General features: G+C 44.8%; 23 protein-coding genes. 9 read left to right on the top strand and 14 right to left on the bottom strand.

The genetic code is table 11. The features are described from left to right. The first annotated feature begins 283 nt into the window (after positions 1-283). From trxC to IE070_RS11355, 3 genes are all read left to right on the top strand, one after another. Positions 284-706 (top strand): thioredoxin TrxC, encoded by a 423-nt coding sequence (gene trxC / locus IE070_RS11365; protein ID WP_189483316.1) that lies wholly within the window; start codon positions 284-286, stop codon positions 704-706. Positions 707-825: 119 nt separating this feature from the next. Then, positions 826-1,317 (top strand): YbhB/YbcL family Raf kinase inhibitor-like protein, encoded by a 492-nt coding sequence (locus tag IE070_RS11360; protein WP_189483315.1) that lies wholly within the window; start codon positions 826-828, stop codon positions 1,315-1,317. Between the two features lie 93 nt (positions 1,318-1,410). Continuing rightward, complete coding sequence (locus IE070_RS11355; RefSeq protein WP_189483314.1) at positions 1,411-2,586, top strand: YbfB/YjiJ family MFS transporter; 1,176 nt, start codon at positions 1,411-1,413, stop codon at positions 2,584-2,586. 9 nt (positions 2,587-2,595) lie between these two features. Here IE070_RS11355 and IE070_RS16725 read toward each other — a convergent pair whose 3' ends face one another. The 6 genes from IE070_RS16725 to rpmH all read right to left on the bottom strand — a co-directional run bounded on the left by IE070_RS16725 (position 2,596) and on the right by rpmH (position 7,061). After that, on the bottom strand, positions 2,596-3,132 hold the full coding sequence (locus IE070_RS16725) for a prepilin-type N-terminal cleavage/methylation domain-containing protein (RefSeq protein ID WP_308428941.1): 537 nt from the start codon (positions 3,130-3,132) through the stop codon (positions 2,596-2,598). A gap of 80 nt (positions 3,133-3,212) precedes the next feature. Next, positions 3,213-4,577: a tRNA uridine-5-carboxymethylaminomethyl(34) synthesis GTPase MnmE gene (gene mnmE / locus IE070_RS11345; RefSeq protein ID WP_189483312.1), complete on the bottom strand. Its 1,365-nt coding sequence runs from the start codon at positions 4,575-4,577 to the stop codon at positions 3,213-3,215. Positions 4,578-4,673: 96 nt separating this feature from the next. Continuing rightward, complete coding sequence (yidC, locus tag IE070_RS11340; RefSeq protein ID WP_189483311.1) at positions 4,674-6,314, bottom strand: membrane protein insertase YidC; 1,641 nt, start codon at positions 6,312-6,314, stop codon at positions 4,674-4,676. Positions 6,315-6,317: 3 nt separating this feature from the next. Then, on the bottom strand, positions 6,318-6,581 hold the full coding sequence (yidD, locus tag IE070_RS11335; RefSeq protein ID WP_189483310.1) for a membrane protein insertion efficiency factor YidD: 264 nt from the start codon (positions 6,579-6,581) through the stop codon (positions 6,318-6,320). After that, entirely contained in the window at positions 6,536-6,904 is a 369-nt protein-coding gene (gene rnpA, locus IE070_RS11330) for a ribonuclease P protein component (protein ID WP_189483309.1), read from the bottom strand. Before rnpA ends, yidD begins: the two co-directional genes overlap by 46 nt. Positions 6,905-6,923: 19 nt before the next feature. Continuing rightward, positions 6,924-7,061 (bottom strand): 50S ribosomal protein L34, encoded by a 138-nt coding sequence (gene rpmH / locus IE070_RS11325; protein WP_008222343.1) that lies wholly within the window; start codon positions 7,059-7,061, stop codon positions 6,924-6,926. 440 nt (positions 7,062-7,501) lie between these two features. Here rpmH and dnaA point away from each other — a divergent pair, with 440 nt between their 5' ends. From dnaA to glyS, 6 genes are all read left to right on the top strand, one after another. Continuing rightward, on the top strand, positions 7,502-8,869 hold the full coding sequence (gene dnaA, locus IE070_RS11320) for a chromosomal replication initiator protein DnaA (protein ID WP_189483308.1): 1,368 nt from the start codon (positions 7,502-7,504) through the stop codon (positions 8,867-8,869). Between the two features lie 12 nt (positions 8,870-8,881). After that, positions 8,882-9,985, top strand: coding sequence for a DNA polymerase III subunit beta (gene dnaN, locus IE070_RS11315; protein WP_189483307.1), 1,104 nt, complete (start codon positions 8,882-8,884; stop codon positions 9,983-9,985). 24 nt (positions 9,986-10,009) lie between these two features. Next, the gene (gene recF / locus IE070_RS11310) at positions 10,010-11,110 is read left to right on the top strand and encodes a DNA replication/repair protein RecF (RefSeq protein WP_189483306.1); all 1,101 of its coding nucleotides are present in this window, start codon (positions 10,010-10,012) and stop codon (positions 11,108-11,110) included. A 2-nt stretch (positions 11,111-11,112) separates the two neighbouring features. Then, the gene (gene gyrB, locus IE070_RS11305; protein WP_189483305.1) at positions 11,113-13,530 is read left to right on the top strand and encodes a DNA topoisomerase (ATP-hydrolyzing) subunit B; all 2,418 of its coding nucleotides are present in this window, start codon (positions 11,113-11,115) and stop codon (positions 13,528-13,530) included. A gap of 61 nt (positions 13,531-13,591) precedes the next feature. Continuing rightward, positions 13,592-14,515, top strand: a complete 924-nt coding sequence (gene glyQ / locus IE070_RS11300) for a glycine--tRNA ligase subunit alpha (RefSeq protein WP_189483304.1) — start codon at positions 13,592-13,594, stop codon at positions 14,513-14,515. After that, positions 14,515-16,572, top strand: coding sequence for a glycine--tRNA ligase subunit beta (glyS, locus tag IE070_RS11295; protein WP_189483303.1), 2,058 nt, complete (start codon positions 14,515-14,517; stop codon positions 16,570-16,572). Before glyQ ends, glyS begins: the two co-directional genes overlap by 1 nt. 50 nt (positions 16,573-16,622) lie before the next feature. Here glyS and rlmF read toward each other — a convergent pair whose 3' ends face one another. From rlmF to fadB, 8 genes are all read right to left on the bottom strand, one after another. Then, positions 16,623-17,534 carry a 23S rRNA (adenine(1618)-N(6))-methyltransferase RlmF gene (gene rlmF, locus IE070_RS11290; RefSeq protein ID WP_189483302.1) on the bottom strand — a complete coding sequence of 304 codons (912 nt, stop codon included), beginning with the start codon at positions 17,532-17,534 and terminating at the stop codon, positions 16,623-16,625. Positions 17,535-17,605: 71 nt separating this feature from the next. Continuing rightward, positions 17,606-18,403, bottom strand: a complete 798-nt coding sequence (locus tag IE070_RS11285; protein WP_189483452.1) for a response regulator — start codon at positions 18,401-18,403, stop codon at positions 17,606-17,608. A 144-nt stretch (positions 18,404-18,547) separates the two neighbouring features. Further along, complete coding sequence (locus IE070_RS11280; protein ID WP_189483301.1) at positions 18,548-18,997, bottom strand: hypothetical protein; 450 nt, start codon at positions 18,995-18,997, stop codon at positions 18,548-18,550. Between the two features lie 72 nt (positions 18,998-19,069). Then, positions 19,070-20,242: a TonB family protein gene (locus IE070_RS11275; RefSeq protein ID WP_189483300.1), complete on the bottom strand. Its 1,173-nt coding sequence runs from the start codon at positions 20,240-20,242 to the stop codon at positions 19,070-19,072. Next, positions 20,235-20,615: a BlaI/MecI/CopY family transcriptional regulator gene (locus tag IE070_RS11270; protein WP_189483299.1), complete on the bottom strand. Its 381-nt coding sequence runs from the start codon at positions 20,613-20,615 to the stop codon at positions 20,235-20,237. The genes IE070_RS11275 and IE070_RS11270 overlap by 8 nt, the downstream gene beginning before the upstream one ends. Positions 20,616-20,790: 175 nt before the next feature. After that, positions 20,791-21,039, bottom strand: a complete 249-nt coding sequence (tusA, locus tag IE070_RS11265) for a sulfurtransferase TusA (RefSeq protein ID WP_189483298.1) — start codon at positions 21,037-21,039, stop codon at positions 20,791-20,793. Positions 21,040-21,248: 209 nt separating this feature from the next. Further along, the gene (gene fadA / locus IE070_RS11260; RefSeq protein WP_189483297.1) at positions 21,249-22,412 is read right to left on the bottom strand and encodes an acetyl-CoA C-acyltransferase FadA; all 1,164 of its coding nucleotides are present in this window, start codon (positions 22,410-22,412) and stop codon (positions 21,249-21,251) included. An 18-nt stretch (positions 22,413-22,430) separates the two neighbouring features. Next, positions 22,431-24,584: a fatty acid oxidation complex subunit alpha FadB gene (gene fadB, locus IE070_RS11255; protein WP_189483296.1), complete on the bottom strand. Its 2,154-nt coding sequence runs from the start codon at positions 24,582-24,584 to the stop codon at positions 22,431-22,433. Positions 24,585-24,613 lie beyond the last annotated feature (29 nt).

Raw genomic sequence — 24,613 nt, 5'->3', positions numbered from 1 at the left:
GTAATAGCGGTTGTTTTAATAGTTTACTTCTAAATAAATTGGTTATCAGTATCAGTATCAGTATCAGTATCAGTATCAGTATCAGTATCAGTATCAGTATCAGTATCAGTATCAGTATTAGATGCACAAGCTAACGCACTTGCGTCTTAAGATGAAAATTTAGTATCGTCATTTATACTTTGCTTAACACAAAACGATGGCTGGTTAAAAAAGCGTGCGAACCCCTTTAAACTTGGTAATTGTGCCATAGATCATAAGTAACTTAACGTATAGGAGTAGCCAGATGATTGTTGCTTGCCCACATTGTGCTGCTTTAAATAGGTTACCGCCCGCGCGTGAAGCGACTACTGCAAAGTGCGGGATATGTAAAAAACCGTTATTTATGGCGACCCCATTAGATCTTACTGATGCAAATTTTGCAGCGCATGCTGAAAAAGCCGAATTACCCTTAGTCATTGATTTTTGGGCGAGTTGGTGTGGGCCTTGTCGCAATTTTGCGCCGATCTTTAATCAAGCAGCGGCAGAGCTTGAACCGCGATTTCGTTTTGGCAAAATAGACACTGAGCAGCAGCAACGTCTCGCTGCGCGTTTTGCTATCCGTTCAATTCCAACATTAATGGTCATTAAACAGGGCAAGATTGTGATGCAACAGGCTGGGTCTCTACCTAAAACACAATTTTATCAATGGTTAAATCAGATCGCGTAACAATCTTGTCTAACTATGGTGAGATTTTTATGTTAAAACACAACTTTTGACAGGTGTCTTGATCTGTTGTCTTGTGCAGCGTAAGGTAATTTAATAATTAATTATGTCGGAGTTTTTTTATGGGTTCTGAACGTTTTGTGTTAACTAGTCCAAGCCTAAAAGAAGGGCATTTTATGGCTAAAATGCAGGAGTTTGACGGGTTTGGTTGTAATGGTCAGAATATTTCGCCTGAATTAAACTGGCAAAACGCCCCAGCAGGAACAAAAAGTTTTGCGGTAACCGTATTTGATCCTGATGCACCGACGTGTTCCGGTTTTTGGCATTGGCTGGTTACGGATATTCCGTTGGCTGCAACTGGGTTAGCTGAAGGAGCAGGCAAGGGCAGTTTACCTCCAGGTAGCCGCACGTTTACTAATGATTATGGCAATAAAGCATTTGGTGGTACTTGCCCACCAGAAGGCCATGGCATGCATCGTTATCAGTTTACAGTATGGGCGCTACCTGAAGAGACATTACCTGCTCCCGATGGCGCTAGCGCTGCAGTAGTGGGCTTTATGTTAAACGCGATGGCATTAGGTAAGGCGACCCTCACTGCGACCTATGCCCGTTGATTTGATACCGTACTTAGACTATCAGCGCATAGCCACCACCGCCTTGATCACCTAAGCTTAGTTCCTGTGTACTAGGAACTAAGCGACTCGCTTTTGCTGTCATTACGTTTGAAAGTTTTACTGGCTGGCTTTTTCAGTCAGTTACTCTGTCTTGGGGTGGCTCGTTTCGCCTATACGCCATTACTGCCGCTGATGCAGCAGCAAACTATTCTGGATGACGCCAGTGGCGGCTATCTGGCAGCTATTAATTATCTTGGTTATATGACGGGTGCCTTGCTGGCTGTCAGCTTGAACTCATTGGCCCTAAAAGACTATCTATATCGCTTAGGCTTACTAATAGCTATTGTCAGCACCCTTGGTATGGCGCTTACCGAAAATATTTGGCTCTGGGCTTTTTGGCGCTATTTGGCTGGATTAAGTAGTGCGGGATCGATGCTGATTGCCTCTGGCTTGATTCTGCACTGGTTATTACAACAAAACCTTAGGGCCGAGCTCGGGGTACATTTTGCTGGGCTGGGGCTGGGGATTGCCCTGGCCGCGTCGGCAGTAGAATTGATGCTATGGTTGAATTTTGACTGGCGACAGCAGTGGGTTTTGTTGGCCTTGCTTAGTATAGCGCTAGCTTTGCCGGCCTGGCGTTGGTTACCGCGCCCAGTGTTGAGCAGTAGCAGCCAGCAACACACCATTAAGCTGCCTGAGCCAGGTAGGCGTTTTATCCGCCTGATGCTATTTAGTTATTTTGGCGCCGGTTATGGCTATGTTGTCACGGCAACATTTATTGTTACCATCGTTGAACGGCTACCGGGTCTTGCTGGCAGCGGTAATCTCGCCTTTGTGTTGCTGGGTTTGGCGGCGGCGCCAGCAGTATTATTATGGGATTTGCTGGTCAGGCGGTCTGGGTTTTTAAATGCGATTATTCTGGCGCTGCTATTACAAACCTTTGCTATTGTTTTGCCGCTGATTGTGCCTGGACTTTGGCCAGTATTGTTTAGTGCTGTATTGTTTGGGGCGACCTTTATCGGGGTGGTTAGCTTAGTGCTCACCATGGCGGGTCGCTTATATCCAACCAAGCCAGCGCGGTTAATGGGAAAATTAACGCTAGCTTATGGCTTAGCCCAAGTTATTGCACCGGCTATTACGGGTTCCCTTGCCAAAGCGACCGGTTCTTATCAATTCGGTTTACTGTTGGCCGCGGGCTTTGTTGCGCTGGCTGCCCTGTTACTTTATTGGTTAAAACGTACCGATCAGACATTAGCTAGGTTATCGTAAATTTGCTTTTCAACAGTCTGATGAAAAAACACTAATAGTAGGTTTTTCGCCAGGGCCTGCAGCGCGAATGTAACGGATTCTGCAGTTTAGGTTGGACGTCTCATCAAGGTAAAAACTTAAAGACGTTCCCCCGCTATTGTTAAAAATACCCTCTCTATCTACCGTTCTAACAATGCCTGCATTTGAGGCATTAGGGTAACCATAGTGTGTTGAAATAAACTCACCTGGTTGGCATGGTTTATCAATACAGACTCTGGTACTAACAGTACCATCTGAGGGTAAAGAGGGATTACAGTTTTGATCAAGCTGACAAGCGAGGTAGGTTAATGAGGAGGCTGTGTCTAACGAGCTTTTGATTCCAAACAAAACTGACTTTTTAGCATCACTGCTAAAATTAAAAAAACGTGGCACTGCCGTGACTGCCAATACCCCTAAAATGACAATTACGATAATTAACTCGATTAACGTAAAGCCATTTTGCGCAGTACTTTTACTTAATTTAGTTGGTAAAAATTCTGTATCTACAATAATAAGCTGCTTAGACACTGACGCATGTCCCATTTTTTTGTTATTGCAATTAATACTTAATCATCATTCTTAGCAAACGAATATTACATCCTATTGGGTTATTTACCGATACAAAACGAACTAAAAATTTTGCCAAGTAAATCATCAGAACTAAACTCACCTGTAATTTCATTAAGGTGTTGCTGGGTAAGTCGCAGCTCTTCAGCCAAGATTTCGCCTGCAATATAACTGTGAAGTTGCTCTTGGCCAATACACAGGTGTTCTGCGGCGCGGTCCAACGCATCAAGATGACGACGACGGGCCAGAAAGCTACCTTCAGTGCTGGCATCAAAACCAATACATTGTTTTAAATGCTCGCGCAATGCTTCAATACCTGCGCCGGTTTTTGCCGAGATGCGATAGACAGGAGTCGTCCCACTAAGATCGGGAGTCATGGGCTCGCCGGTTAAATCAGCCTTATTACGAATAACCGTAACGCCTAAACTGGCGGGTAGGCGATCGATAAAATCAGGCCAGATGGCATGTGGATCGGTTGCGTCGGTGGTAGTGCCATCAACCATAAATAACACGCGATCAGCTTGTGCTATCTCTTGCCAAGCGCGCTCAATACCTATTTGCTCTACTTGGTCGGTGGCCTCACGTAGTCCCGCAGTATCGATAATATGCAGCGGCATACCATCAATATGAATATGTTCACGTAATACATCGCGGGTGGTTCCAGCAATATCGGTAACAATAGCGGCTTCACGGCCGGCTAGGGCGTTCAGTAAGCTAGACTTTCCGGCATTAGGCCGCCCGGCAATAACCACTTTCATGCCTTCACGTAGAATACTACCTTGGGTCGCTTGTTTTTTTACCGTGGCGAGATACGCAATAATGTCGGCTAAATCGGCCGCCACTTTACCGTCGGATAGAAAATCAATTTCTTCATCGGGGAAATCAATGGCGGCTTCTACATACATGCGTAAATGAATGACTTTTTCGACCAATTCATGAATACGCTTTGAAAATTCGCCTTGTAGTGATTGCATGGCGCTACGGGCGGCTTGTTCGCTACTGGCATCAATTAAATCGGCAATGGCTTCAGCTTGGGCTAAGTCGAGTTTATCGTTTAAAAATGCGCGTTCTGAAAATTCTCCCGGGCGGGCAATACGGACATTAGGTTGTGCCAATACTTGCTTTAGTAACATATCCAGTAATACCGGACCACCATGACCTTGCAGCTCGAGAATATCTTCACCGGTAAAAGAATTAGGACCGGGGAAGTACAAGGCGATACCCTGATCGAGTATTTGTTTTTCAGCAGTATAAAAAGGCAGGTATTCAGCGTAACGTGGTTTGGGAACTTTGTTTAATAGAGCTTGCGCTACGGTTTTGGTTGCTGGGCCAGAAATACGAATAATCCCAACACCGGCGCGGCCGGGGGCAGTTGCTAACGCGGCGATGGTATCGGTACTAAACATATCAACCTCAATCAGGTAAAAGCTTTTTAAGCAAAAAGCCTGCTGCGCAGGGCAAACAGGCTTAGTTGTGGCTATTTATCTATTGTAAATAGCGTATCAGGCTTTACGGGTGTGTAAGCCCTTTTTCTCCATACCACGATAGATATAGAGCATCTGTGCCAAGGAAATCAAATTACTGACAAACCAGTACAATACCAGACCACTTGGGAACCACAGGAAGAACACCGAGAAGGCGACCGGCATCCACATCATCAGTTTTTGCTGTAATGGATCAGTAACCTGCATAGGCGTTAGTTTCTGCATTAAGAACATACTGATACCAAATAATACGGGTAAAACGTAGTAGGGGTCTTGTGCCGATAAATCGGTGATCCACAACATAAATGGCGCATGACGTAACTCGACGCTTTCTACAAACACCCAGTACAGTGCTAAGAAAATTGGCATCTGAATTAACATCGGTAAACAGCCGCCCATCGGGTTTACTTTTTCTTTGCGATAGAGCTCCATCATCGCTGGGCCCATCTTCTGGCGATCATCTTTATAACGTGCCTGTAATTCTTCAATTTTCGGCTTTAAGTTACGCATTTTTGCCATAGATTCGTATTGGATCTTGGTTAACGGGAACATGATCCCTTTAACAATGATCGTGATACAGATAATCGCTAAGCCCCAGTTTGACACGAATAGCTGTATTTTGGTTAATAACCAAAACAGTAATTGCGAGATAAACCATAAGAAACCGTAATCTACGGTAAGATCTAATCCATTAGCCAATTCAGCGAGTTGATCTTGAATTTTGGGGCCGGCATAAAACGTGGCACTGATTAACGTACTTTGACCCGGATCGATATCGACCACTGGCCCTAACGTACCAATAACGCCTTTATTACCGCCAGTAATACGGCTATACAACTGATTATTCGCTTGTTGATCAGGGATCCAAGCGGTAACAAAATAATGTTCTAACATCGCTACCCAACCAGCTTGGGTACTAACATTAAGATTGTTCTTTTGCATATCACTAAAGTCATACTTTTTATAGCGTTCTTCACTGCTACCAAAAGCGGCACCTCGGTAAATAGGCATAAACATGCTACCACTTTCACCATTATCAATATTTTGGCGCAAGTGATGGAACGGCTGAACGGTTTTAATATCCGTGCTGTTGTTTAATAAGTGATATTCTACCCGTACATCATATTTGCCTTCGGTAAAAATAAACCGTTTTTCAATTTGCAGGCCGTTGAACTCCATGGTCAATGGTACCGTTAGAGTGCCTTCACTACCCAAGCGATATTCTGTGTTTGCTGCTTGGTACAAAGGACGTTCAACGCGATCAGGTCCGTCTCTAGCAATTAAGCCTGATTGTGCAACATATTCAAAACCCGCCAATTGTCGCATTAACACATAAGAATCAGTGCTGTCTTTGGTAAGCGCATATTGTGGTAGTGTTAAACCAACAATATCACCCCCGCGGGTATCAATTTCAAGTTCTAGCGTATCAGTGATGACTTTCACTCGTTGGCTTACTGCAGCGGCTGCTTGAGCAACAGTATTTTCTGGGCTTTCTAATTGTAACGAAGCCATACTGCCGTCAGCGGTGCTTGCTGCATTTGTAGAAACTTGAGCCGTCGCCACAGCGGGTTGCGGACCATAATCTTTTTGCCATTCCTGCCAGAGGAAAAAACTGACGATTGCCAGGGCAATTATTAGAAAACTGCGTTGTGAATCCATGGGTTAGCTTTTCTCATTATGCTTTTCAGGAACGGGATCTTCACCACCGGGGTGAAACGGGTGACATCTTAATATGCGTTTACCAGCGAGCCAAGCCCCTTTTGCTGCACCAAAGCGACCAATGGCCTCAATAGCATAATTTGAGCAAGTAGGGTGGAAACGACAGCGTGGCCCCAATAATGGGCTTATTATAAGCTGATAGCCACGGACTAAGCCAAGCATTAGCCAGACGATACTGCGATGTACTGCCGAGCGATCTTTTGCCATAGCCGTTCCAACTGTTTCAGTAATTCATCATTTGGGGTATTGCTTATATCCCCTTTAACCATAAGTACCAGATCCACACCGGGAAGCTGATGCTGATGCAAACGAAAGTTGTCACGCACACAACGTTTGATACGATTGCGATGCACGGCTAATTTAACACGTTTTTTGGCGATAGTAAGGCCAATTCGTGGATGCGTTAACTGATTGGGTTTTGCCAGAATGGTAAACAGGGGAGATGCAACCCGAAACGGGTTTTGAAATACGTTATCAAACTGACTGGGAGTTAACAGCCGTAACTCCCTGCCGAATCTGAAGCTGACCACGCAGCGTGTAACAACCAGCTTAGGCTGTTAAACGTTTGCGGCCTTTAGCACGACGACGTGCTAATACCTGACGGCCGTTTTTAGTGGCCATACGGGCACGGAAACCGTGGTTACGTTTGCGTTTTAAAACGCTGGGTTGAAAGGTTCTTTTACTCATGATTTCATCCGTCCGGTCGAAATATTTACTAAGGTTACCTGTGTTTTAGCAAATACACCAAAACGCAGCTGACAAAAATGAGCGCGAATTTTAAGTACTTCGGGCTCTAAAGTCAATGCGATCCTTGCTTTAATTACGATCCTCAGGCGGGATGCCTGTATAATTTTAGGAGTTTTCCACAGCTTTACAGATCTTCTGCGGATAAATTGTGGGTTACTTACTTTTAAAGCCAGAATAATGGGTATTTTCAGTTCAGTATTCTTAAATAGAATAACGTTAATTTCGTGTTTTTAATCAACAAGTTAGTTTAAATTCGCCCGGTTTTTAAATTTTTTTAAAAAGTCAATATTGATGTTGTGGATAAGATAGTACGATAATGCCCCTCTGGCATTTTACACCAGCCTTTTCTTTCACTTATAACTCAGGCTCCAGGAGATTCGGTGTACCAGTCCGTTTGGCAAAATTGTCTGCAAGCGTTGCAGGCTGAACTTCCCGCACAACATTTTAGTATGTGGATCCGGCCGCTTCAGGCCGACAGCTCAGCAGATGCGTTGACGCTTTATGCGCCAAATCGCTTTGTATTGGACTGGGTGCGCGAAAAATATTTAAACCGGATCCTGGAGTTGATCCGAGATTACTGTGGTGATAATGCACCACGATTGCGCTTCGATGTTGGCAGTAGTCAGCAAACGGTTAAAGCAGCGCCCAATACACCTTTTCCTACTCGTCAGGCACAAGTTCAGGCTGTTGCGCCTGAAGTGCCGGAGCCGGCCCCTAAGACCATTGTACGTTCCAATGTGCGTGCTAATTATACCTTTACTAACTTTGTTGAAGGTAAGTCTAACCAACTTGCTCGTGCAGCGGCTTCACAAGTTGCGGATAATCCGGGTACGGCTTATAACCCGCTTTTTATCTATGGCGGTACCGGCTTAGGTAAAACACACCTGCTGCATGCAGTTGGTAATGGTATTTTAGCTAAAAAGCCTGATGCCAAAGTGATCTATATGCACTCTGAACGCTTTGTACAGGATATGGTAAAAGCTTTACAAAACAATGCGATAGAAGAGTTTAAGCGCTATTATCGTTCTGTAGATGCGTTATTAATTGATGATATTCAGTTTTTTGCTAACAAAGAACGTTCACAAGAAGAGTTTTTTCATACCTTTAACGCCTTGTTAGAAGGTAATCAACAGATCATTTTGACCAGCGATCGTTATCCTAAAGAAATTGATGGTGTTGAAGATCGTTTGAAATCGCGTTTTGGTTGGGGCTTAACCATTGCGATCGAGCCGCCGGAGCTAGAAACACGCGTGGCGATCCTGATGCGTAAGGCGCAGGAAAATCAGATCCGCTTACCCGAAGAGGTGGCGTTTTTTGTTGCTAAGCGCTTACGTTCTAACGTACGAGAATTAGAAGGTGCGCTAAATCGGGTTATTGCAAATGCCAATTTCACTGGTCGACCTATTACCATTGATTTTGTGCGTGAAGCTCTACGTGATCTTTTGGCGTTACAAGACAAGCTAGTCACTATTGAGAATATTCAAAAGACTGTTGCTGAATATTATAAAATTCGCGTTGCCGATTTATTATCGAAACGTCGTTCTCGTTCAGTGGCAAGGCCAAGACAAATGGCAATGGCCTTGGCAAAAGAGTTAACCAATCATAGTTTGCCAGAAATTGGTGATGCTTTTGGTGGTCGAGATCATACTACTGTGTTACATGCTTGTCGTAAGATCGAATCGCTAAAAGAAGAAACACATGAAATCAAAGAAGATTTCCAAAATCTTATTCGTACTTTGTCGTCTTAACAGGGTTTTTTTATGCAATTTGTGATTAACCGTGATGCTTTACTTAAACCGTTACAAATGGTTTCAGGTGCTATTGAGAGACGGCATAACTTACCTATTTTATCGAATGTCCTGTTGGAGGTCGCTGCAGACAGTTTGTCACTGACCGGTACTGATCTTGAAGTGGAATTAGTGGCCAGTACATCACAACTTCAGGTGCATACACCTGGACGGATCACGGTGCCAGCAAAGAAGCTTTTAGATATTTGTCGAAGCCTTCCTGAAAACAGTGATATAGCTGTGCATTTGCAAGGCGAGAGTTGTATTTTAGCATGCGGTAAAACGAAGTTTACCTTATCGACGCTTAATGCTGCCGAATATCCCAATTTAGAAAGTTGGCAAGGTGAGGTTGAGTTAAGTTTAAGCCGTCAGCAGTTACGTAAGTTGTTAGATGATACTGCGTTCTCTATGGCAAACCAAGATGTACGCTATTATCTAAATGGTCTGTTATTTGAAGTAGATAATGGCACTTTAACTGCTGTGGCTACCGATGGTCATCGTCTAGCGATGAGCACCTTATCATTACCTGCCGTTGTTGGTCAGCAAAAGCAAATTATTATACCTCGTAAAGGCGTATTAGAGATTATGCGTTTGCTAGCCAATGATGATCAACTTATTAGTTTGAGTTTAGGACAAAACCATATTCGTCTAAGCGACAGCAGCTTTAGTTTTAGCAGTAAATTAATTGATGGTCGTTTTCCTGATTATCGCCGTGTATTGCCGCGAAATAGCACTAAACTAGTTACTGCCCATCGTGCCGTACTTAAAGATGCGTGTACGCGAGCATCTATTTTATCTAATGAAAAATATCGTGGCGTGCGTTTTACTTTAAGCGCATCGGAACTTCAAATTGTTGCCAATAACCCTGAGCATGAACAAGCGGAAGAGGTGATTGAGGTTGAGTATCAAGGCGATAATTTAGAGATTGGTTTTAATGTCGGTTATTTATTAGATGTATTAAACAGTCTAAATACTGATTTAGTTATCTTGCATTTAAATGATGGCAACTCGAGTGCGCTGTTAGAAGGAGTCGGTAATGATGGCGCCGCTTACGTTGTCATGCCTATGCGATTGTAATGCGTTTTCTGTGTTGTTGAACCGATGTCGTTAGTGTCGCTGCAGGTAAAGCATTTCCGTAACTTTGCTGAGCTGCAGTTTCAGGCGAATGATGCCTTTAATCTCATCTGCGGCGAAAACGGCAGTGGAAAAACCAGCTTATTAGAAGCTATTTACTACTTGGCGCATGGCCGCTCCTTTCGAACAAGTAAACATCAACGCCTTATTCAGCATGAGCAAACCGCTTTTGTATTACATGGTAAGGTTAGTCATAGTGAGCAAACCTACAGTTTAGGGTTGCAACGCGATGTTCAGGCCGATCTGTTGCTGCGTCTTAATGGATCCAGTCAGTGTAAGCTTGCTGATTTTGCTGCTTTATTACCCGTTCAGCTATTAACACCTGACAGTTTTCGGTTGTTTTTTGGTGGGCCCAAAGAACGACGTCAGTTTTTTGATATGGGTGTGTTCCACGTGGAACCCGATTTTTTTCCTGTATGGCAACAATTCAGTCGAGTACTGAAACAACGGAATGCCTTATTAAAGCAATTTAAGCGGTATGATCAGCAGTTTGAATACTGGGATCAGCAATTTGTGGCATTAGCATGGCAATTACAGCAGCTTAGAGAAAACTATATTGCAAAGTTAGTTGATGCCTTTGCCCATCTTACCTGTGCTAATGATTTACTAAACGATATCTCGTTACAATTACAAGCGGGATGGCCTGAAAAAGTACAGCAACCTGCCGAACTGTTGCAACTGCTTGAGCAAAGTTTTCAACAAGATCTTCGTCAAGGGTTTACCCTTTACGGCCCTCAGAAAGCCGATTTAAAACTACGTAAAGCTGCACTAACTGTTGAAGAAGTATTATCCCGTGGGCAGCTAAAAGTGTTATTATTTGCACTTAAGGTCGCACAGAATAATGTGATAGGTAATAGTGGTAAGAAACACCCACTGTTACTCATTGATGATTTGGCTTCTGAGTTAGATGCCACATCAACCCAAACGGTTTTTGATTATTTAACCAATATTAATTCTCAGGTTTTTATAACTGCAATTAATGCTGATCAGGTTTCACCTTTTATACCGGCTAACCGCCGGCAAATGTTTCACGTGGAACACGGTCAGATAACGAGCACGGACAGATAAAGATGGCCGAAGAGCATAATTACGATTCCTCAAGTATTAAAGTATTAAAAGGTCTGGATGCCGTTCGCAAAAGACCGGGTATGTACATCGGTGACACTGACGATGGTACGGGGTTACACCATATGGTGTTTGAAGTCGTCGATAATTCTATCGATGAAACATTAGCAGGTTACTGTACCGACATTTGGGTAACTATTCACAGCGATGGTTCGGTGTCTGTGCGCGATAATGGTCGCGGCGTACCCACGGATATGCATGAAGAGGGCGTGTCTGCTGCAGAAGTTATCATGACTGTACTCCATGCTGGCGGTAAATTCGATGATAACTCTTATAAAGTTTCAGGCGGTTTACACGGCGTAGGTGTATCGGTAGTAAATGCGTTATCTGATAAGCTTGAGCTGACTATTCGTCGTAAAGGCAAAGTGCATAGCCAAATTTATCATTTAGGTGTTCCGCAAGCACCTTTAGCCATCATTGGTGAAACAGAAGGGACCGGCACGGCTATTCGTTTTTGGCCAAGTCCGACCATTTTCTCAGATATCAATTATCACTACGATATTTTAGCGAAGCGACTGCGGGAGTTATCATTCCTTAACTCCGGCGTCAGCATTATTTTAAACGACGAACGAACTGATAAAACTGATCACTTTAAATATGAAGGAGGCATCGAAGCCTTCGTTCAGTATTTAAATCGCAGTAAGACCAGTATTCACCCGAAAGCATTTTATTTTAGTGATCAACGTGATGATGGCATATCTGTTGAAGTAGCGATGCAGTGGAACGATTCCTATCAAGAGAATGTGTTTTGCTTTACTAATAATATTCCACAGCGTGATGGTGGAACCCACTTAGCCGGTTTCCGTTCAGCGTTAACGCGCGTGCTCAATACCTATATTGAGCAAGAAGGGTATGCTAAAAAAATGAAGGTGTCGGCAACCGGTGACGATGCCCGTGAAGGTCTGACTGCTGTTGTGAGTGTTAAAGTACCAGACCCAAAATTCAGCTCACAAACTAAAGATAAGTTAGTTTCTAGTGAAGTGAAATCTGCAGTAGAAAGTGTGATGCACGAGCGTCTGAACGAATATCTACTTGAAAGCCCCAGTGATGCCAAAATTATTGTAGGCAAAATTGTTGATGCAGCGCGTGCCCGTGAAGCTGCAAGAAAAGCCCGTGAAATGACCCGTCGCAAAGGTGCGTTAGACATTGCCGGTTTACCAGGTAAATTAGCCGATTGCCAAGAAAAAGATCCTGCGTTATCTGAACTGTACATTGTAGAGGGTGACTCTGCGGGCGGCTCAGCGAAACAGGGCCGTAACCGCAAAAACCAAGCGATTTTGCCATTAAAGGGTAAAATTCTAAACGTAGAAAAAGCCCGTTTCGACAAGATGTTATCTTCGCAAGAAGTGGGTACGTTAATTACTGCGCTAGGCTGTGGTATAGGCCGCGAAGAGTATAATCCGGATAAAACCCGTTATCACAGCATAGTCTTAATGACGGATGCTGACGTCGACGGTTCGCATATTCGTACGTTGCTACTAACCTTTTTCTATCGGCAAATGCCAGAGTTGATTGAACGTGGCTATATCTATATTGCGCAGCCGCCGTTATTCAAAGTGAAGAAAGGCAAGCAAGAGCAGTATATTAAGGATGAACCTTCGTTAGTTGAATACTTAACTACACTGGCCTTAGACGAAGCTTACCTACACGTTAATGACAGTGCGCCAGGCATTGGCGGTGAAGCGTTAGAAAAAATTGTACGTCAATATCATAAAGTTACTGCCGTTATCCAACGTTTAAGCCGCAAGATCCCACAGAACCTGTTAACTGAACTGATTTATATTGCGGGCTTAACCACCGAGACAATGAAAGATCAGACAGCCGTAGCGGAATGGGTTAAAACCCTGGCTAAGCGATTGGATGAAAAAGAAGGCGATGGCTCTATCTATAAGTACGATGTGGTAGAAGATCGTGAGCGCCAACTGTTTCAACCTAAAGTCATCATTCGCCAGCATGGTATTGATAACGAATACTTATTGCACCATGACTTTATCACGTCGCGTGATTACCTAAGTTTAACGTCTTTGGGTGATGAAATTCGTGATTTGATTGAAGAAGGTGGTTACATCCGTCGTGGCGAGAAAGTGAAGCCGGTAGCCAATTTCCGTGAAGCACTGGACTGGCTGATGGCTGAATCAAAACGTGGTTTGTATATCCAGCGCTATAAAGGGCTAGGTGAAATGAACCCGGATCAGCTGTGGGAAACCACCATGGATCCACAAAATCGCCGGATGTTACAGGTAACGATTGAAGATGCTATCGGTGCCGATTTACTGTTCGCGACACTGATGGGTGATCATGTAGAGCCACGGCGAGCCTTTATTGAAGAAAATGCTTTATACGTAGCTAACTTGGACGTATAAGCAAAGTTAAACACCGTAGGGGCTTTTAAGCCCCTCAGTTATTTTAGTGAGTTAGCAACGCATGCATAAATACGATATCAAAACCTTTCAGGGACTCATCCTAGCCCTGCAAGATTACTGGGCACGTCAAGGCTGCGTTATCGTGCAGCCTCTGGACTTAGAAGTCGGTGCCGGTACTTTCCATCCTATGACCTTTTTACGTTCGTTAGGGCCAGAGCCAACTAATGTGGCTTATGTACAGCCTTGCCGTCGTCCTACAGATGGTCGTTATGGCGAAAATCCTAATCGCTTACAGCATTATTATCAATTTCAGGTCATCTTAAAGCCTTCACCTGACAATATTCAGGAATTATATTTGGGCTCGTTACAGGAGCTTGGCTTAGATACCTTAGTACATGATATTCGTTTTGTAGAAGATAACTGGGAATCACCAACACTGGGCGCTTGGGGTTTAGGCTGGGAAGTGTGGTTAAACGGTATGGAAGTCACCCAGTTCACTTATTTCCAGCAAGTCGGTGGCTTAGAGTGCCGTCCCGTTACCGGTGAAATTACCTATGGTTTAGAGCGTCTGGCCATGTATATTCAGGGTGTCGATTCTATCTATGATCTGGTGTGGACCGATGGGCCTTTAGGCCGTGTCACCTACGGCGACGTGTTTCATCAAAATGAAGTAGAGCAGTCTACCTATAACTTTGAACACGCCGATGTAGCCGCACTTTTTACCTACTTTGATCAGTGTGAAAAAGAAAGCCAGTATCTGATTGAGCAAGGCTTAGCCTTACCCGCGTACGAAAAAGTGATGAAAGCCTCGCATGCGTTTAACCTGTTAGATGCCCGTCATGCTATTTCCGTTACAGAGCGCCAGCGCTATATTCTGCGCGTTCGCACCTTAGCAAAAGCCTGTGCACAGGCTTACTATGATGCCCGCGAAAAACTGGGTTTCCCGCTTTGTAAAATTAAGCCAGCGCAGTCGGAGGCTAACTAATGAGTGCACAGGATTTTCTGGTAGAAATCGGTACCGAAGAGTTACCACCAAAAGCATTAAAAACCCTGGCAACAGCACTGGCTGATAATTTAGCGGCAGAGCTAGCAAAACACGAGTTAAGCCATGCCACGGTAAGCTGGTATGCCGCGCCGCGTCGTTTAGCTGTAAGAATCAATCAGCTTGCCGCAACCCAAGCCGACAAAGTTGTCGAAAAGCGTGGCCCAGCAATCAGTGCCGCTTTTGATGCGGCAGGTCAGCCAACCAAAGCCGCACAAGGTTGGGCAGCAGGTTGTGGCATCACCGTTGACCAAGCTGAGCGCTTAGAAACGGATAAAGGTGCTTGGTTATTGTGTCGTCAACAACAACAAGGTCAAGCTACCGTTGCTTTGTTGCCGGAAATTGTTAGCCAAGCACTAAGCAAGCTCCCCATTGCTAAGCCAATGCGCTGGGGTAACTCCGATGCGGAATTTATCCGGCCGGTGCATACTATCATTATGCTCTATGGTGAAACGGTTGTTCCAGCCACAATTTTAGGTCGTAACAGCGGTAATCAGACGCACGGACACCGTTTCCATGCACCCGCTTTGGTTAGCGTTAAGAATGCTGATGCGTACTTGCCAACATTGGAACAAGCTTATGTTATTGCAGATTTTGCTAAGCGTAAGGCTTATATTGCTGAACAGGTTGCGGCTACTGCAGCAAGTTTAGGGGCACAGGTTAAGCCTGACGATGCACTGTTAGAAGAAGTCACCTCGTTAGTCGAGTGGCCTGCGGTGTTAGTCGGTAGCTTTGAAGAAAGCTTCCTGCAAGTCCCTGCTGAACCGCTAATTTCAACCATGAAAGATAATCAAAAATACTTTCCGCTGTTAGATAGTGCTGGCAAACTGATGAATAAGTTTATCTTTGTGGCGAATATCAGCAGTAAAGATCCACAACAAATTATCTCTGGTAATGAAAAAGTGGTGCGGCCGCGTTTGGCGGATGCGCAGTTTTTCTTTAATACCGACCGTAAAGTAAAATTGGTTGAGCGTTTAGACAGCTTAAAAACCGTATTATTCCAGCAGCAGTTAGGCACTTTGGCGGAGAAATCTGAGCGCATTAGTCAGGTAGCAGGCTTTATCGCCAGTAAAATTGGCGCCGATGAACAGGCTGCCGCGCGCGCGGGTTTGCTGTCAAAAACCGATTTAATGACCAATATGGTGGGTGAATTCCCAGAAGTGCAGGGCATTATGGGTATGCATTACGCACGTTTAGACGGCGAAGCTGAAGCCGTGGCCTTGGCGTTAAACGAGCAATATATGCCACGCTTTGCTGGCGACGAATTACCCAGTCGTTTAGAAGGCGCAGCGGTCGCGATTGCTGATAAATTGGATTCGCTGGTTGGCATTTTCGGTATTGGTCAAATTCCAAAAGGCGATAAAGATCCGTTTGCACTGCGCCGAGCTGCTATTGGTGCTTTACGCATTATGGTTGAAAAGCAGTTGCCACTCGATTTAGTGGAACTGATTGCTTTTAGCCAGCAAACCTTTGCTGACAAGCTCAGTAATACTAAGGTCGCTGATGAAGTACTCGACTTTATGTTAGGTCGCTTCCGTGCTTGGTATCAGGATGAAGGTTACAGTGTCGATGTTATCCAAGCCGTATTGGCACGTCGTCCCACTAATCCAGCGGATTTTGATCGCAGAGTAAAAGCTGTGGCGGCGTTCCGTAAGCTAGAAGCTGCCACGGCATTGGCTGCAGCCAATAAGCGGGTAGCTAATATCTTGGCAAAGGTTGAAGGTGAGATTGCGAGTACGGTGAGCGCTACTTTGCTGCAAGATGCTGCTGAAAAAGCGCTTTACACAGCCATTACGGCAGAGCAGGCATATCAGGCTAACGTAGCAGACTATAGCGAAGCGTTAGCGCACCTTGCAGCGTTACGTGAGGTGATCGACAGCTTCTTTGATCAGGTGATGGTAAATGCTGATGACTTAGCTGTGCGGGCTAACCGTCTTGCTTTGCTGAAGCAGTTACGTGATTTATTCTTACAAGTAGCGGATATTTCCGTGTTGCAGTAGGCGTACTAGCATCCGATAAAGCCAGCCACGTGCTGGCTTTTTATTTTGGATTAACAGAAGCGCCAAGCAAGCATTAAGCTGCTTTTCTGGCCTTGCTGCATGTTGATTTGCCTAATGTCAATTTTGCCGTAATGTTTAGCTTGTTGCTTTAACAGGGCAACAAGTTGCTTATGATGCTTCTGCTGGGAGACTAAGCTGCTAAACCAGCCCACTTGCTTGGCATAGGTCTGGCTTTCCACAATCATGTTACTAATAAAGGCCAGCTCGCCACCGTCGCACCAAAGCTCACTATTGCTGCCAGCAAAGTTCCGCCCTTGGTTAGTCTTACCTAGCTTTTGCCACTTTTGTTGATTAACCTCTTGTGCTTCTGCCGCTGAGCCATAAAAAGGCGGATTGCAAACGATCAGGTCGAAATAATCATTAGTTAAAATAATGCCGTTAAAGATCTGTTTAGCATCCTGTTGTTGACGCAGTTTAACTAGCCCTTTTAAAGCGGGATTAGCATTAACAATGGTTTGAGCAATAGCCAGTGCTTGCGGATCCACCTCGCTACCGACCACCTGCCACCCAAAGCTGCGAGTGGCCAAAATGGGATAGATACAATTTGCGCCACAGCCAATATCTAGCATCCTAATATGTTTCCCCTGAGGGACCTGATCAGCACTGTTATGTAACTCTGTTAGCAGATCGGCGGCATAGTGCAAATAGTCCGCCCGCCCCGGAATGGGAGGACAAAGATAGCCGTCAGGTAGCTGCCAAAACTTTATTTGATAATAGCTGGCAAGCAAGGCGGCATTTAAGGCTTGCACAGCGGCAGCTTGGCTGAAGTCGATACTTTGCTCATTACCCGGAGTAAGCACAATGTAGTGGCTTAACGCAGGATAATGTTGACAGAGTAAGGGTAGGTTGTAACGGCCATGATGCGGATTTCGAGGGTGTAAGCCGTGTGCTTTATTTTGCATTGCTAGCCTGATTCTTAAATGAGCTGAAGGTGGATAGCTTAAAGATAAGCTATCCCTTTAAGGAATAATACCTAGTGATCTAACAGTTTATAGAGTAACTGTTTAACGGCTTGTGGCTCGAAAGGCTTATCGCATAACGCATTAACGCCACTTTGCGCAATATTAGAAAGGTGGGTATCATTTGCTTCACTGGTAACCATTAGTACTGGAATATGCGATAGCGTACTATGTTCACGAATAAATTCAGTCAGTTCCTGACCATTTACTTCTGGCATATTATAGTCTGTTACCACCAAATCAAACATCTGCTGTTGCAGAATAGCGATGGCTTGCTTACCGTCTTCCGCTTCAGTCAGGTGCTGCATGCCGAGATTCATCAGTACACGTTTGATATGGTTTCTGGCCAAGCGGCTATCATCGACAATTAACACACGTACATCATGAACATCAAATAGCGTTAACTCTAACTCGGCTGGGCTAAGCAAATCAACCGCTGCGTTTAAAGCTCGGCCAAGCTGCATGACATCAAAGGGTTTAGGTAAGATAGCGACAACCCCTGATTGCTTAAAGGCTTCTAAATGATTTTTCCGACTCTCGCTTGAAACCAACATAAAAGGAATGTCAGCCGTCTCTCTGTTGGCTTTTAGATACTGCAATAATTGCTCTCCGGTGCCATCACTAAAATGTAAGGCGCAGGCAATAGCATCCGGTTTTTGTTGCGTAATTAACAGCTTAGCCTGTTGCAGGTTGGTAGCTTCAATGATTTGCGTGACATTCTCTTCAGCAAGTTTCTTTTTGATGATTTTTCTTTGAACATCAGAGGGTTCTACGAGCATAATATGTAAGTCAACAGCAGAAAGTTGCATAATAGCGGTCCGTTAATTAGAGCTTTTAAAAATTATATACTGAAACGACTTTTATAGGTGTTTTTCAGTAGTAATATAGACATAATCAGCCAAATATAGATTTGTCAATGTTACTCTAAATTAGGCAAGCAGCAGGATAAGGTCGCTTTAAAAGCGGTAAGCAGTGACCAGTTCTACTTCAGGTAAATTGGCTTTAAACCAGTCTAATAAAGGGTGATATTGGTTGTTTGGGAACTTATAGCGCACAGAACTGTGCGCATTTAATGTCAAGGCAATATGACCATGCTCATCTTGCTGCCATAGTTTGATAAGCTTAATATTCTTAATGGAGCCAACCTCCATACCTACCCGTAATTGATCGCCTTCTTTTTTTATTAAATTAAAAATATCTTTACTAAAGACCACGTCGTCAGCTACGTTTGTATTCGCTTTAAAAAACAGCAGTTCCAGCGTAAATACGAACGCCATAATTGCGATAGCTGACCAACCGAGCAGCCAAAAAATAATACCGACTAAAGCGGTAACCAAAAATTGTAACGGAATAGATTCTTTAATAAATAACCAAAGCATGGCGCCAAGCACATTAATACGTTTCAATAAATTTACAATAAGGCAACTTTTCCTCGCGGTCAACCAAAAAGCGTAGGGTTGAGCCTACGCTTTGTAGAATTATTTATTCGTCGTGTTGTCCAGCGCAAATTTCAGCTCTACAGTAATGCTTTTCCCTGCATGTTCGGGAGAATATCGCCACTTACTTACCGCTCTTAACGCTTCTTCATTAAAGACCCCCTCTGGGTGAGCCGCAAGCACTTTGGGTTGTTCTACCATGCCATTACTATCTAGTGTATAGCCTAATTGTACCCAGCCAGTAATGCCTTGTTGCGCGGCACTGGCAGGGTAGCGAGGCGCTATTCTGACAATAGGAGTTACCATTTCTTCAGTAAGGGTAGCTGAATTTGCTGTTTGGGTCGCGGTAGACGGCTGTAAAGACATTGCTAAGAGTATCATTATCGACAAACTCAAGATTAGAGGTTGTTTATGCAAACCCTTTTGTCTTGTTAAGTTGTTTAGGCGTTCAGTCATATGCTTTGTCGCTCCATAATGTGGTGATAAGAGGTTTGTCTGTGCTGCAGATGAAACAGACTGCATTGCTGCCAGCAGCGCGTTGGCATAGCAAACTAAAACGGTAGGCGTTTGGTGTTGTAATACTCTGGCGTCGCAGGCCAGTTCTTGATCTGCTCGAAAACGACGATAGGCCAGCCAGCTCATTGGCGAATACCAAAATACGGCTAATAACAGCAGCGCGAATAAATTGATATGCAGGTCACCTGCTTGCCAATGTGCCCGCTCATGCTGCAGGATTAAGTGGCGCTCTTTCTTTGTAAAGCGTTGTTTAAAATCACTGGGGATAAGCACGGAAGGGCGAAGAAACCCAAAAATAGCGGGACCAGTGTTATGTTGCCGATAGCAACGCAGTTTACCTATCTTAAAAGAGTGTGCGGATTGTAGTTGCCGGATTAACGCCATATAGCTAAATAAACACCAAGCTACAACACAGCAAAATCCTACCAGCCACATGACTAAAATGGGGAAGATAGTATTGCCCTTGCCAGCAATATTGCTAAGTGTCTCAGGGGATATTAACAATTGCTGCATGACCAGCGTGCTACGATTACTTGGTAAGGAAGGTAGTAATGGTAGTAGTAGGGCACAGGGTAACAGTAACCAAAGCGAGTAGGTTGCTCTAGCGCCTAAGTACCGCAGCAAGATCGGATGGCTAAGTAATAAAATTACAGAAAAGGTAGAAAGCCATAATGTACTTTGCCAGAGCCAGTTAATCATGATTTTTACCCTCTTGCTCTAGTTTTGCAACCAATTGTTTGAGGGCTGCCAGATCATCTGCACTCACAGTATGTTGTTGGCTAAAACTTGCTACTAAAGGCGTGAGTCGACCAGCAAATAGCTTTTTGATAAAGCTGCTACTGGCTTGTTGTTGGTAGGCATGCTGCTCAATACAAGGGGAATAAATATAGGCTTTACCTTGCTTTTGATAACTCAGTGCTCCTTTGCTGATAAGTCTGTTTAGTAGAGTTTTGATGGTTTTTTCATGCCATGCTTTATGCTGTAATTGCTCAATCACTTGTGCAGCGGTGCATGGATGATGTTGCCAAATACAATGCATAATGCTGAGTTCGGCGTCACTGATTTCAATCATTAAAAAACCCCTAGTGATTACATCTGTAATCCATAAAGAATTACAGATGTAATCAATTTTTACAAGGAAAAAGGAGTTTATTTTTTAACGGATTGATAGGTCACCTATAGTGATAAACTGAAACCACTAATAGCTAACCATTAATAATGACAGTGCGATTATGTGTAACGTCCAACTAGCAGGCTGATTTTTTAACTAAGTACTTAAATGGCAGGGCGCTGGTATCGCTAGCCAGCAGTTCATGGTCCATAAAACGGCAAAACGCGGGGATATCGCGGGTGGTGGCAGGATCATCAGCAATGATCAGTAGGGTTTCACCAGCCTGCATTTTGCGAATTTGCAAACGTACCATCATCACCGGTTCTGGGCAGCGCAGCCCTAAGGCATCAAGGGTGTGGTTGGCACTGCTAAATAAGGATTCCATCTTTACTCCGATACTGTACTGCTAGGCTTGGTGTTAGCTGACTACTGAGTTTTATTGCCAATGGCTTTCAAGATGCGCGTAGGCGAACCCGTTCACGAACGCAACCAAACCCTGTGCACTGTTAAAGGCAAAGGGGAAAGACAAAAAAGATAAACAAAAGGGCCGTAAAATGGCCCTTATTTTAAGTGATTATTGAGGGTATCGCCAGCTTACGGGCGCTCAAATACGGTAGCAATACCTTGACCTAAGCCAATACACATAGTGGCTAAGCCAAATTTACCGCCTTTATCTTCCATCACGTTAATCAGCGTGGTGCTAATGCGTGAGCCAGAACAACCTAGTGGGTGACCTAAGGCAATAGCGCCACCGTTCAGGTTTACTTTCTGGTCAGCAACTTCTAGCAAACCTAAGTCTTTCATGACTGGTAAGGCTTGTGCAGCAAAGGCTTCGTTAAGTTCAGCAAAATCCAGATCGGCTACGGTAATACCGGCCATCTGTAATGCTTTCTTCGAGGCCGGGACTGGGCCATAACCCATAATAGATGGATCACAACCCGCAACGCCCATACCGCGAACATAAGCACGAATTGGTAAGCCAAGTGCTTTGGCTTTCTCTTCGCTCATTACCAGCATACCAGAGGCACCATCCGACAGGGCTGAAGAGGTACCTGCCGTTACCGTACCATTGGCAGGGTCAAATACCGGGCGCAGTTGGCTTAATGCTTCTACGGTAGTTTCCGGACGAATCACTTCATCGTAATCGAATACCCGCAGCACGCCGTCAGCATCATGGCCTTCGGTAGGAATAATTTCGTTTTTAAAGCGGCCTTGTACCGAAGCTTCTTGCGCTAAACGGTGTGAACGGGCACCAAATTCATCTTGTTGCTGGCGGCTAATACCGTGTAATTTACCCAGCAATTCCGCCGTTAAGCCCATCATACCGGCTGCTTTGGCAACAGAGGTGGATAAGCCTGGGTGAAAATCTACACCATGATTCATTGGTACATGGCCCATGTGCTCAACACCACCAATTAAATACACCTCGCCCATGCCGGTTTGAATGGCGCGTACCGCGTCGTGTAAAGCTTGCATGGATGAACCACAGAGGCGGTTAACCGTCACAGCGGGCACAGAATGTGGAATACCGGCTAACAAGGCGGCATTACGCGCAACGTTAAAACCTTGTTCTAAGGTTTGCTGCACACAACCCCAAATAATATCGTCGATATCACTTGGGTTAAGCGCGGGGTTACGCGCCACTAACGAAGCCATAACATGCGCGGATAACTGCTCGGCGCGCACATTACGGTACATACCGGCCTTTGAACGGCCCATTGGGGTACGAATACAATCTACAATTACGGCGTTTTTCATAATACTGTGCTCCTGCGCTTAAACCGGGAAGAAACGCTGGCCATTAGCAGCCATAGCGCGGGTGTTGTCTGTTACCTGATAAATCTCGCCTAAGTGCGCGTATTTATCTGCCAATGCCACAAAGTTAGCCAGGCCAAGGGTGTCAGCATAACGCAATGGGCCACCGCGGAACGGAGGGAAACCTAAACCGTATACCAAGCCCATATCGGCTTCAGCCGCACTGGCGACTATGCCTTCTTCCAAACAGCGAATGGTTTCATTAATCATTGGCACCATTACTCGGGCAATAATCTCGTCGGCGCTAAAGTCTTGTTTAGTGGCAGCAATACCGGCTAACAGTTCTAAGCTCGCGGCATCGATATCTTTTTTCGGCTTACCTTTGGCATCTTTGCTGTAGGCATAGAAACCTAAACCGTTTTTCTGACCATAACGATTAGCATTAAACATCGCCGCTACCGGATCTTTTTCCAGCTTAGCCATCCGCGTAGGGAAGCCAGCTGCCATAACGTCAGTACAGTGATAAGCGGTATCTAAACCTACTACATCCAGCAAGTAGGCTGGGCCCATCGGCCAACCGAATTGCTTTTCCATCACTTTATCGACTTGAGCAAAATCGGCGCCATCCAGCACCAATTTGCTAAAGCCAGCAAAGTAGGGGAACAGTACTCGGTTTACAAAGAACCCAGGGCAATCGTTAACTACGATGGGCGATTTACCCATTTTCGCTGCGTAAGCCACTACGGCTGCTACGGTTTCATCGCTGGTATCTTTACCACGAATGACTTCTACCAATGGCATACGGTGCACCGGATTAAAGAAATGCATACCACAGAAGTTTTGTGGCCGGCTTAAGTTCGCGGCTAATTGGTCTATTGAAATCGTTGAGGTATTAGAGGTTAAAATAGCGTCTTCGGCGATCAGGCCTTCCACTTCTTTTAACACGGCACCTTTGATTTTCGGATTTTCTACTACCGCTTCAACGACGATATCAACGCCGGCAACTTGTTCGTTACTGAGCGTTGGGGTAATAGAGGCAATGACTTTCGCCATACCCACCGCATCCAGCTTTTTCCGCTCAACCTGCTTGGCTAATAGCTTAGTGGCTTCGCCCATGCCAAGTTCAAGCGCTTTGTCTGCGATGTCTTTCATCACCACCGGCACGCCTTTAAAGGCTGATTGATAAGCAATACCGCCGCCCATAATACCTGCGCCCAGTACGGCGGCCTTTTTCACCGCTTTAGTGGCAGTTTTAGCGGCTTTTTTCGCTTTGCCTTTAATCACCTGATCATTTAAAAACAGGCCAATTTGTGCGGTCGCCGCATCGGTTTTTGCCAATTTCGCAAAGCCGGCGTTTTCTAGGGCAATCGCGCCTGCGCGATCCAGTGTTGCAGCGGCTTCAATGGTTTGTACCGCAACCATCGGTGCTGGGTAATGTTTACCCGCAGTAGCAAACACCATACCTTTAGCAGTGCTAAAGCTCATGGTGGCTTCAGTTTTATTCAGTTTTAGCGGCTGTAATTTTACCGCACGCTTTTTCTGCCAGTTTAATTTACCGGCTATCGCGTCTTGCAGCATGCTTAGGCCTGCGGCTTGCAGTTTTTCTGGCGCAACAACGGCGTCAATCAGGCCTTCTTTTTGTGCTTGTTCTGCACCACGATCTTTACCGGTGGTGATCCATTCCATGGCGTTATCCGCACCAATGATACGTGGTAAGCGCACCGTACCACCAAAGCCTGGCATTAAACCCAGTTTTACTTCAGGTAAACCAATGCGCGTCGTAGTATCGGCAACGCGGTAATCACAAGCCAGTGTCCACTCACAGCCGCCACCCAGTGCAAAGCCTTTAATTGCGACCACGGTAGGTACTGGGAGATCTTCACAGTAATCAAAAATATCAGAAGCCGTTTTAATCCAAGGGATCAATTCAGCTTCAGGCCGCTCAAATGTTGTTAGGAATTCGGTGATGTCGGCACCAACAATAAAATTGTCTTTGCCGCTAACAAAAAGTACGCCTTTTAAGGCCGGATCGGCGTGTAGTTTGGTGAGTGCGGCTAAACAGTCGCTTAAGGTTTCTTGATCAAATTTATTGACCGAACCTTGAGCGTTAAACGTAAACTGGGCAATACCAGGTTCAATATACTCAACCTGAATGCTGTTACTCTGGTGAATCATAAATATGCTCCTTGGTCGCGTTTGCTTTA

This window comes from Alishewanella tabrizica, assembly GCF_014652375.1.
Lineage (GTDB): Bacteria > Pseudomonadota > Gammaproteobacteria > Enterobacterales > Alteromonadaceae > Alishewanella > Alishewanella tabrizica.
This window is presented reverse-complemented; position numbering and strand designations above follow the sequence as displayed.

Excerpts from the sequence above, each read along its gene's own strand:
- mnmE (WP_189483312.1), bottom strand. The coding sequence starts at position 4,577 with ATGTTTAGTACCGATACCATCGCCGCGTTAGCAACTGCCCCCGGCCGC.
- trxC (WP_189483316.1), top strand. The coding sequence starts at position 284 with ATGATTGTTGCTTGCCCACATTGTGCTGCTTTAAATAGGTTACCGCCC.
- glyS (WP_189483303.1), top strand. The coding sequence starts at position 14,515 with ATGAGTGCACAGGATTTTCTGGTAGAAATCGGTACCGAAGAGTTACCA.
- rpmH (WP_008222343.1), bottom strand. The coding sequence starts at position 7,061 with ATGAGTAAAAGAACCTTTCAACCCAGCGTTTTAAAACGCAAACGTAAC.
- fadB (WP_189483296.1), bottom strand. The coding sequence starts at position 24,584 with ATGATTCACCAGAGTAACAGCATTCAGGTTGAGTATATTGAACCTGGT.
- dnaN (WP_189483307.1), top strand. The coding sequence starts at position 8,882 with ATGCAATTTGTGATTAACCGTGATGCTTTACTTAAACCGTTACAAATG.
- gyrB (WP_189483305.1), top strand. The coding sequence starts at position 11,113 with ATGGCCGAAGAGCATAATTACGATTCCTCAAGTATTAAAGTATTAAAA.
- IE070_RS11270 (WP_189483299.1), bottom strand. The coding sequence starts at position 20,615 with ATGATTGAAATCAGTGACGCCGAACTCAGCATTATGCATTGTATTTGG.
- yidC (WP_189483311.1), bottom strand. The coding sequence starts at position 6,314 with ATGGATTCACAACGCAGTTTTCTAATAATTGCCCTGGCAATCGTCAGT.
- fadA (WP_189483297.1), bottom strand. The coding sequence starts at position 22,412 with ATGAAAAACGCCGTAATTGTAGATTGTATTCGTACCCCAATGGGCCGT.
- IE070_RS11360 (WP_189483315.1), top strand. The coding sequence starts at position 826 with ATGGGTTCTGAACGTTTTGTGTTAACTAGTCCAAGCCTAAAAGAAGGG.
- glyQ (WP_189483304.1), top strand. The coding sequence starts at position 13,592 with ATGCATAAATACGATATCAAAACCTTTCAGGGACTCATCCTAGCCCTG.
- yidD (WP_189483310.1), bottom strand. The coding sequence starts at position 6,581 with ATGGCAAAAGATCGCTCGGCAGTACATCGCAGTATCGTCTGGCTAATG.
- rlmF (WP_189483302.1), bottom strand. The coding sequence starts at position 17,534 with ATGCAAAATAAAGCACACGGCTTACACCCTCGAAATCCGCATCATGGC.
- recF (WP_189483306.1), top strand. The coding sequence starts at position 10,010 with ATGTCGTTAGTGTCGCTGCAGGTAAAGCATTTCCGTAACTTTGCTGAG.
- tusA (WP_189483298.1), bottom strand. The coding sequence starts at position 21,039 with ATGGAATCCTTATTTAGCAGTGCCAACCACACCCTTGATGCCTTAGGG.
- IE070_RS11275 (WP_189483300.1), bottom strand. The coding sequence starts at position 20,242 with ATGATTAACTGGCTCTGGCAAAGTACATTATGGCTTTCTACCTTTTCT.